Genomic DNA, 10,139 nt, shown 5'->3' on the forward strand with positions numbered 1-10,139 from the left:
GCAACTCAAGCCGGAATTGATAATCGGGAGTTTCCGACAAGCAGCGCCATGAGATCGTCGAACGGCATTGGTTTGGCGAAATAGTATCCTTGGCCATAGTCGCAACCCATTTCGAGCAATGCGTCGCGCTGCTCGGCAGTTTCGACCCCCTCGGCCACGATCTTGAATCCCAGATCATGGCCGAGGTCGATGATGGCCTGCATGAGACGGCGCACATCGGAGCGTTGGCCCAGATTGATTGTGAAGCTGCGATCAATCTTGAGAATACTGGCCGGCAGGCGATACAGATAGCTCAGGCTGGAATAGCCGGTGCCAAAATCATCAAGCGCAATCACAGCACCCGCATCGGCGAATTCGCGAAGCAATGCACAGGCGCGCTCGAAGTCGGACAGCAGCAGGCTTTCCGTCACCTCGAAAATGATCGGGTTTGTGGCCATATTGCTGTTCACAAGCAGACGGCGGACCTCGGCGGCGAAAGTCGGTGAACCAATCTGGCGTGACGAAATGTTGACACTGATCTGACAATTCAGTCCGGCATCGTTGATGCGTTGCCGCGCCGCCATGCCGGCCGTCAGAACAATCTGGCCCAACTGGTGGATCAGGCCGGTTTCTTCGGCCAATGGAATGAACTGGTCCGGCGGAATGAAGCCCTGCCGGGGATGCCGCCAGCGCGCCAACCCTTCCGCCTTGACCACCTCCCCTGTCGCGATGCTGACGACCGGCTGGTAGAAAAGCTCGATCTGGTCCTGCATCAGGGCGACGCGCATATCGGCAATCAGATCAAGGCGACGGCGCGACTGCAGGTCCATCTGTTGCGTGAACATCTGCCAGGAACCGCGGCCGGCTGCCTTGGCTGAGTACATTGCCATATCGGCCAGCCGCAGCAACTCACTCGGATCGTCGCTGTCGTCGGGGTAGATGGCGATGCCGATGCTCGCCCCGGTTTGCAGGTCACGCCCCGGCAGGGTCACCGGAACGGCCAATGCCTGCAGAATGCGCTCGGCCACGGCAGAGGCCTGCTCTGTCGGCAGGTCGGTCAGCAGGATGACGAACTCGTCGCCCCCCAGTCTGCCAACTGTATCGTTCTCGCGCATGACCTTTTGCAGACGCCTCGCGACCTCGATCAAAACAGCATCTCCGGCCTGATGACCCAGGCTGTCGTTGATCTCCTTGAAATGATCGAGATCAAGCAGCATGACGGCGCCGCCGGAACCGCCGCGCCGGTTGCGCTTGACGGCCTGATCGATACGATCAAGTAGCAGATGCCGGTTCGGCAGCATGGTCAGCGTATCGAAGTTGGCGCGCCACTCGACCTGGGCTTCGGCCTCCTTGCGCTGCGTGATGTCGATGAACATGCCGATATGCCCGGTAATCTGGTCGCCATGGCGCATCTGCGTGATGGTCAACCATTCGCAATAGGCGGCGCCATCCTTGCGACGGTTCCAGATTTCGCCATGCCATTCGCCGGTTTCGATCAGCTGCTGCCACATCGCCTTGTAGAAATCCGGCATCTGCCGGCCACTGGCCAGGAATGAGGGATTCCGGCCAATCGCCTCGCCACCCATATAGCCGGTCACACGTTCGAAGGCCGGATTGACCAGCTGGATGATGTTTTTTTCATCCGTCACAATGATCGCCTGAGGCGATTTGTCGAACACGACGCCGGCTTTCAGAAGATTGAACTCGGCCGCTTTCCGGTTGTCGATATCGGTATGCGTCCCGACCATGCGGATCGGCGAACCGTCATCGTCGCGATCCACGATGGCGCCGCGGTTCAGCACCCATATATAATGGCCATTCTTGTGGCGCATCCGATGTTCGGTGGTGAAGTGTGGCGACTGACCCGCAAGATGCGTCTCAACCGCAGCCTTGACCATTGGATCATCGTCAGGATGAACCAGATGTCGCAATCCATCGAGGCTGGCTTCGATCTCGCCAGGGCCGTAACCCAGCATCGACAGCCAGCGTTCGCTGTAGTCCACCCGACCGCTGACAATATCCCAGTCCCAGACGCCATCCTGATTGGCTTCGATGGCGAAGGCGAGGCGCTGATCCGCGATATGCAGCAGCTTGTCACGTTGCTGCGCCTCGTCCAGGGCGATATTGGCCTGTCGCGCCAACGCCAGAATCTCCAGGGGTCCGCGTTCGGTGAAGCGCACCCGCAGCCCTTTCTGGATTCTCATGATCGTCTCGACCATATCCTTGATGGGGACGGCGATCTGCCGGCTCAGCCAGAACGACAGGGAAATACCCAGCAGCAGGATGCCCGCATGGATTGCCGAGCTGCGCCACAGTTGCCGATAGGCTTCTGATAACGCGTCCTGCTTGGCAATTGCCGCGATCATCGTCCAGTCGTAACCGGGGACGGCAGCCTTGGCGACCAGATACATCGCACCGTCCGGTCCTGGTACATCGATCAGCTGACGCTCAGCCCCCGGCATCAAATCGAAGAACGGACTTAGCGCAGGCTGGCTCGCAACCAGATCCTGCGGTTGGTAATTCGTCGTGACCACGGCGCCATTGCCGGCGAGCAGGAAGTAGCGCAGACGGACGTTCGCCGGCATCTCCAGCGAGAAACGCAGCAGATCAACAGCAAGGACCAGCGCACCGCGCAATTCCCGCTGCGAGCCGAACAGAGGCTGCGAAATTCCGACAATGCGTCGTCCCGTGACGAAGCTGCTGGACGACGGATACCCAACGGTCAGCCGGCCATCCCTCTTCATGCGGTCAAAATAATACGTGGGATCGATACGGCGTGGCGTGTCATCCGACGCCGGCACTCCGGAGCAGACCAGCCAACCTTCGGCATCTACCGCAACCAGGTTGGCGTAACGCGGCAGAACCTGCATCAGCTGCGACAGCGTGGTCTGGCAGCGACCGCGATCAAGAGACGCCGCATCGGGAATCTCGGCAGCGGTCCTGACAATGACCTCACTGTTGCCGATGAAGTTGGCCACGCGCTGCGCAGCGGCGCCGGCTGCATTCTGTGCGCTTTCAAGAGCATTCTGGCGTTGCAATTGAAAACTGCTGGCAATTTCGAATGACGTGCCGATCACGCCCGGAACGACGGCGATCAGGACAAGGAGTATCAGGATCCAGCGGATCGAATAGGCGTGCATCGTATCATTCAGCCTACAATCCGGCCGAAGCCCCACTCTGCATACGACAGTAAATTACCCGCAACACGACGGCGCCACTCTAGGCCGCGTTCGGCGGAGCGCCCAGATTACAAAACGGTAACTTCAGAGAAATTCGGCTTCCGCCGTCATCGCCAGGGCGCCGTCGGCATCAGCGATCCATAAGGAGAGCGCGCCGTCATGCGCGTTTTTCGCACGCAGCTGGAACGGCGCGCCGTCGATCACCGGCCGGCGGCCGCGGAAGCTGAAGCGCTTCAGTGCCTGGCCAGGTCGCAGGCTGGTGGCGAAATCGACCAGCAGGGTCGCCAGCAGAGGGCCATGCACAACAAGGCCGCGATAGCCTTCTACGTCGCGTGCATAGTCGCGGTCGTAATGGATGCGGTGGCCGTTGAAAGTGAGTGCCGAATAGCGGAACAACAGCACCGGATCGGCCGTGAAGGTCGCCTGCCACTGGTAGTTGCCGGACGCCGTATCCGGCTCAGGCAGTTTGGCGCCGGGAAGTTCTTCCCGATAGACGATGTCATGCCGGTCGGTGACGGCAACGGTATCGGCATCGAAGATGTCATGCCGCACGGTGACGAAGACCAGTCGGCCGCTGCGGCCGCTTTTCTCTTCCACCGCTTCCACCGTGGAGAGCCGCCGCGTCGGCATGCCGAGCAGCAGCGGACGATGGAACTCCAGCCGGCTGCCGGCCCACATGCGGCGCGTCTGACTGCCCCAGAGTTTCCCCACATCCGGCAGGAAACCGCCGAGCACCGGATGACCGTCGCGGCCAAGCCGGGCACGCTGAGCTGCATGCCAGAAATACAGCCAGTGGCGCAGCGGCGGCAGTGGCGCCTCTTCGACCAGATGTTCGTCGGACTGGTCGAGCGCATGCGCCAGCGCGATGCAGCGTTCGGGTAAAAAAAGATCGGCGGCCGTATCTTGGCCGCCGATCCAGTCTTTCAGCGATGTTTTCTCGGCCATGACCAGGAGGATAGCGTCACTGCCGCGACTTGCCCACCGCCTCGCGCAGCAGCAGATAGACCTTGCCGATATCGGCGGTGACGAAAGCAGAGGTCAGCAGCTCTTCATGCTCGACACCCTTGGCGCCGGCCAACACGCGCTCGAATTCGGCCACATAACGGTCGGTGAAGTCGCGGAACTCGCCATTCTCCTGATACTTGCCGCGGATCTTGTCGAGATCGCGCTGGTCGATCAGCTTGCGGGTGAACAGGCCGCGCTCGCCTTTGTAGTAGCGGCGCCACAGCTCTTCCGACAGGTCACGGTTCAGCAGCCGCGAGATATCGATGGCCATCGAATTGAGATGGCCGGTGATGAAGGCCGCGGTCTTGAGGAACTGCTCGCCGCGCAGGGCCTGGGTGGCCTTGCGCAGGGATTCGGCCTCGATGCTGGCCGTCCTGGCCGCTTCGGCCAGAGCCTTGGAGTCCGCCTTGAGGCTGGCTTCGGCCGAGGCGGCTTCGGTGGCCGCACGGGCCGCCGACGAGGCCAGTTCCTGGGCGCGCTGGCCGAGGACCTCGGCGGTTTCGGCGGCACGCGCACTGGCGCGGTCGGTGACGGCGCCGAATTCGGTGCCGGTACGCGCCATGCGCTCGCCGATCTCGGCCACCTTTTCGCTGAGGCGCGCGGCGCGGGTGTCGACCTCGTCGGCCTGACGACGGAAGCCGTCGCTCATCCGATCAGTCTGCTTCATCGCATCCTCGACGATATTGGCCAGCTCGCGCGTGCGGTTACGCAGCACTTCGCTGGCATCGTCGATGCGGCCCGAGGCATTGCCGACAGCCAGATTGATCTCGCGGGCGCGGGCGTCGAAGGTCGAGCCGACCTGCTCGACGCGGTTGACGGCTTCGTCTGACACGCGGGCCACTTCCTGGGCCTGACGGCGGAAGCTGTCGCCGATATTGGCGGTCTTGAGGATCGCCGCATCGGAGGCTTCGGCCAGTTCCTGCACACGGCCGCGGAAATTCTCGCGGATGCTTTCGGCCTGGCGCGTAAGCTCGCTCGAAAGCGACGTGAGCGCACCGGCCTGTTCGTGGATGGTGCTGCGCAGTTCCAGCGTGCGGTCGACCACGCTCTGCGCTGCATCGCCCAGCTCGACCGAGCGGATGCGCGCGGTGTCGCCGGCGGTGTTGATGCTGCCGGTCGCCTTCTCGGCGGCGGCATTCAGCGCAATGGCTTCCATCTGCGCCTTGTCGCTCATCGCCACCAGGGCAACGGTCTGCGCCGAGGCCTTTTCGGCCAGCGTCGCCATCGCCTCGGCGACCTTCTCGGCCAGGTCCTGCAGGTCCTTGGCACGCGCCTGGGCGGCGCTACCGGCAAGCTGTGATTCCATCGCCGCGCGTTCGGACGCGGCGCTGAGCGCATGAGCCTGCACCTGCGCGGTTTCGCTCACCTGATGCAGGCGTTGCGCGGCGCGCTCGGCGGCAGCCTGCAGTTGCACGGCATCCTGACCGGCGCTTTCGCCGGCCGAACGCAGGCGCTGCGCGGTGCGGGCGGCGGCCTGGTCGAGGCCATCGACCTGATCGCGCACGGCCGTTCCGGTTTCGCTGATACGCTTGGCAACGCCGTCGATGGTGACGCCGAACTGCTCGGCATGGCCACGCAGCAGCGCGCCGGCGGCGCCGATCTGGTCGTCGGTACGCTGGCTTGCCTGGGCGAGCAGCGCATTGGCCTGCACCATGGTCTCCTGCACCTGGGCCGCCATGGCAAGCGCGTCGCGGCCGGACTGCGCCAGGTTTTCGATGCGGACGCGGATGCCATCGTCGGCCTCGCCGATCTTGTCGAGCGCACGGCCGGCGGTTTCGTCCAGCGTATCGGCACGCTGCTTCAGCTCGTCGCCGGTGCGCATGGCGCGATCGGCGATCTGCTGCAGGGTCTGCGTCATATTGGCGCCTTCGCGGCGCAGCGCATCGCCGGCCTGGGCCAGACGCTGGTCGGCCAGTTCGGCGGCTGAACTGAGCTGGTCGGCCTGGTGGCGCACCAGATCGCCGGTCAGCTTCAGGCGCTGTTCGGCCTGGGCAGCGGCCTCGGCAAAAGCATCGGCCTGACGGGTGGCGGAAACGCCCGCCTGCTCCAGCGCACCGGTGCGGCCGCGCATGTCGTCGCTGGCAACCCGCAGGCGTTCAGCCACGCGGGCGCCCTGGTCATCCAGCGCGCCGACCTCGGAGCGGATCGTCTCGCCGATATCGCGGATGCGGCTGATCGTGGTGCCGGTGGCATGTTCGATCTCGCGCACGCGCTCGCGCAGCACGGTGCCGGCGGCTTCGGCGCTGTCGACCACTTTCTGGCTGGCGCTGCTGAACACCTGGCTCTCGCGACCGAAGCTTTCGCTGGCCGCGGTGGCGCGCGCCACGGTGACCTCGGCAGCCGTCGTGATGGTCTGCGCGGATTCGGCAAAACTCAGGCCGATGCGGCCGGCTTCGCCGCCGGCGCGGGTGACCGCCTGTTCCAGCGCGACGATCTTGTGTTCCAGCTGCTCGGCGATCTGCTGCGCCACTTCGGCGGCGCGGTTGACTGCCTGGTCCATCAGTTCGCCATGGCGGCGCGACAGTTCGTCGACGCGCTCGTTCTGGAACTGGATCGCCGAGGTGATGCGGGAAATCTCGTTGGCCTTGTTCTGGAAGATGCCGCGCGCGGTTTCCACCTCGCGCACGATCACATCGGCGGCCTGCAGCAGCACCTGGGCCTGGGTCGACACGGTCTGGCCCAGCCCGGTGACCTTGGAATTCATCTCGGTGCCGACCTTGTCGGCGGCATCGACCAGGGCCCGGCTCTGCTCTTCGAAGCGGCCGGCCAGACCCTTCACAGTGTTATCGAGATCGCGGTTGACCTGCTCGGCGGCGGCCAGCAGCGACTGCGAGGACTGGGTCAGCGTGCCGGTGATCTGGCGCGCCTGCTGCGCCACCTGCTCGTTGGCGCCCGAGGCGGCGGCGAGCAACGCCTGCTGCTGGCCGGCCATGGTTTCGCCCAGCGTGGCGATCCTGTCGGTGGCGCTCTGCGCCGCCTCTTCCATCTCGCGGGCCTGACGACGCAGCGCGCCGGCCAGCGCCGAAACGCGGCGCTCGGCTTCCGGGGTGGGATAGCTCAGATCGAGCAGCAATTCGTGCAGGGCGGCGGACTGGCGCTTGATCGCCATGCCGCGCCACATGTTAAGCAGCATCAGCCAGAGGAAGGCGAGCGGCGCGGCAACACCGGCGATGAAGGCGCCGATCTCGTGCGGCAGCGCATGCCACAGGTTGGACCAGCCGACCGAACTGTTGATGTAGGTGACGCAGAACAGCACCCAGAGCAGGCTGATGCCGGCACCGGTGCCGACCATGATCAGCCGCCGGCGTTCCAGCATGGGCGTGCCGACCAGGGCGGCGGCGCGGGTATCCGCCTCGGCCAGGGCCTGTTCGCTCGCCGACTTCGCGGCATTGGCGGCCATATCGGCGCGCGGATGTTTGATCAGCATCGCAACCTCCCCCGGCAGGCCCGGAACATCCCGGCCCGTACGGATCGCGTGTCATTCCGCAATTGGACTTTCACATCATAGACGTACAAAGACCCGGCGCGAGGCGGAAAACCCGCGCCGGTAGCACACAATATTTAGGGGCCCAATGGTTAACGCCGCCTTGCCTGGACCGGTCAAAGCCGGGCGAAACGGAGTCGAAAGCCACCCTGTGGATAGCGGGGATAACCTTTTTCGATCACCCCGGAAAATGCCCGCCGTGCGCGACACGGCATAAAATCAGGGGGTTCACGCTACTGAGAGTCCGTCAACCGGTTTTTTTACAAACTCAAGTCACACACGGTATTGACCCTCCCTTAACCCTGAGTACCATATGTTGTGTTCGTTGGACCTGTTTCGTGACGACGCTGCGCCGCCTTCGAGAGCCTGTTTTGGGGCTGTTTTTGTGGGGTTTTCGAAGGTGAAAGGGCGGGGTGCGCGGCCGCCGGGACAGAGCAACGGACGGAACCTTTGGATTCATGACTACGGCCGGCCCGGCCTCCCCCTGATTCAGGGATGGCCCGACCGCGATAATGAGGGGACACAATCCGTGCTCAACACTCTGCAGACCGAACGCGGCATTCGCATCGACGTTGACCGCAGCCGCGACCGCCTCCTCACCGATTTTGGCAAGGCCACCCTGGACGACCGCTATCTGCTGCCCGGCGAATCCTACCAGGACCTGTTCGCCCGCGTGGCCGGCCACTATGCCGACGACACCGCCCATGCCCAGCGCATGTACAGCTACATCAGCAAGCTGTGGTTCATGCCGGCCACTCCGGTGCTGTCGAACGGCGGCACCAACCGCGGCCTGCCGATCTCCTGCTTCCTGAACGAGGCCAATGACAGCCTGGACGGCATCCTCGGCCTGTGGAACGAGAATGTCTGGCTGGCAGCCCGCGGCGGCGGCATCGGCAGCTATTGGGGCAATCTGCGTTCGATCGGCGAGAAGGTCGGTCAGAACGGCAAGACCTCGGGCATCATCCCCTTCATTCGCGTGATGGACAGCCTGACGCTGGCGATCAGCCAGGGGTCGCTGCGCCGCGGTTCGGCCGCCTGCTATCTGCCGATCGATCATCCGGAAATCGAGGAATTCATCGAAATCCGCCGTCCGACCGGCGGCGACCCGAACCGCAAGGCGCTGAACCTGCATAACGGCATCCTGATCTCGGACGCCTTCATGCGCGCGGTGGAGGCCGATGAGCAGTGGGCCCTGCTGAGCCCGCATGACCAGACCGTGCAGCGCACCGTCTCGGCCCGCGCGCTGTGGGTCCGTATCCTCACCGCCCGCATCGAGACCGGCGAGCCCTACCTGGTCTACATCGACCATGTGAACCGCGCCCTGCCGGAGCAGCACAAGCTGGCCGGCCTGCGGGTCAAGACCTCGAATCTGTGCAGCGAGATCACGCTGCCGACCGGCATCGACCATCATGGCAACCAGCGCACGGCGGTATGCTGCCTGTCGTCGCTCAACCTCGAATACTTCCATGAGTGGAAGGAACATCCGGTGTTCATCGAGGATTGCCTGCGCTTCCTCGACAACGTGTTGAGCGACTTCATCGCCACTGCGCCCGACAGCATGTCGAAGGCACGCTATGCAGCCGAGCGCGAGCGTTCGGTCGGCCTCGGCGTGATGGGCTTCCACTCCTTCCTGCAGGCCAATGGCGTGCCGTGGGAAAGCGTGATGGCCAAGGTATGGAACCGCACCATCTTCAAGCATGTGAAGGACCAGTCGGACGCCGCCTCGCGCAAGCTGGCGGAAGAGCGCGGCGCCTGCCTCGATGCCGCCGAATACGGCATCATGGAACGCTTCTCGCACAAGATCGCGATTGCGCCGACCGCCTCGATCTCGATCATCGCCGGCGGCGCCTCGCCCGGCATCGAGCCGAACGTGGCCAATGCCTTCACGCACAAGACGCTGTCGGGTTCCTTCTCGGTACGCAACCGCTATCTCGAGAAGACGCTGGAGCAGTATGACAAGAACGACGACGACACCTGGTCGTCGATCACCACCGGCGGCGGCTCGGTGCAGCATCTCGACTTCCTCTCGGAAGACGAGAAGGCCGTGTTCAAGACCGCCTTCGAGATCGACCAGCGCTGGCTGATCGATCTCGCGGCCGACCGCACGCCCTATATCTGCCAGGCGCAGAGCCTGAACATCTTCCTGCCGGCCAACGTGCACAAGCGCGATCTGCACCAGATCCACTTCCAGGCCTGGAAGAAGGGCGTGAAGAGCCTCTACTACTGCCGCTCGCTGTCGATCCAGCGCGCCGAAACCGTGTCGGGCAAGACCAGCGAAAAAATCGCCACCAACGTGGTCTCGATCCCACTCGCCGGCAAGATCAATGAAAACGAGCGCCCCATGGGTATTCCCGGCGGCGTGCCGGAACTCGAGCCGGAACTGCCGCTGGCAGCCGCCGCCGGCGGGCCGCGCGAAGCGGTCGATTACGACGAGTGCCTGGCCTGCCAGTAACGGCTTCGCCCATCCGTTGAAAAAAGCCCGGACTGGTCCG

Annotated in this window: 4 protein-coding genes; 1 reads left to right on the forward strand and 3 read right to left on the reverse strand. The window is 63.9% G+C overall.

Annotated features, from left to right (window positions below; all coding sequences use genetic code 11):
* Nucleotides 1-5: 5 nt before the first annotated feature.
* From OJJ21_RS23120 to OJJ21_RS23130, 3 genes are all read right to left on the reverse strand, one after another.
* A complete protein-coding gene (locus tag OJJ21_RS23120; protein WP_297690312.1) occupies nt 6-3,119 on the reverse strand; it encodes an EAL domain-containing protein in 3,114 nt (1,037 codons plus the stop codon).
* A 123-nt stretch (nt 3,120-3,242) separates the two neighbouring features.
* Complete coding sequence (locus tag OJJ21_RS23125) at nt 3,243-4,103, reverse strand: acyl-CoA dehydrogenase (protein ID WP_297690313.1); 861 nt, start codon at nt 4,101-4,103, stop codon at nt 3,243-3,245.
* 16 nt (nt 4,104-4,119) lie between these two features.
* Nucleotides 4,120-7,590, reverse strand: a complete 3,471-nt coding sequence (locus OJJ21_RS23130; RefSeq protein ID WP_297690315.1) for a hypothetical protein — start codon at nt 7,588-7,590, stop codon at nt 4,120-4,122.
* Between the two features lie 586 nt (nt 7,591-8,176).
* Between OJJ21_RS23130 and OJJ21_RS23135 the strand changes: the two genes are divergently transcribed.
* A complete protein-coding gene (locus OJJ21_RS23135) occupies nt 8,177-10,099 on the forward strand; it encodes a ribonucleoside-diphosphate reductase subunit alpha (RefSeq protein WP_297690316.1) in 1,923 nt (640 codons plus the stop codon).
* Nucleotides 10,100-10,139: the final 40 nt, after the last annotated feature.

The organism is Ferrovibrio sp., assembly GCF_025869515.1.
In the GTDB taxonomy this organism is placed as follows: domain Bacteria; phylum Pseudomonadota; class Alphaproteobacteria; order Ferrovibrionales; family Ferrovibrionaceae; genus Ferrovibrio.

Coding starts and splice junctions, on each gene's coding strand:
- OJJ21_RS23120 (WP_297690312.1), bottom strand. CDS start 3,119: ATGCACGCCTATTCGATCCGCTGGATCCTGATACTCCTTGTCCTGATC.
- OJJ21_RS23125 (WP_297690313.1), bottom strand. CDS start 4,103: ATGGCCGAGAAAACATCGCTGAAAGACTGGATCGGCGGCCAAGATACG.
- OJJ21_RS23130 (WP_297690315.1), bottom strand. CDS start 7,590: ATGCTGATCAAACATCCGCGCGCCGATATGGCCGCCAATGCCGCGAAG.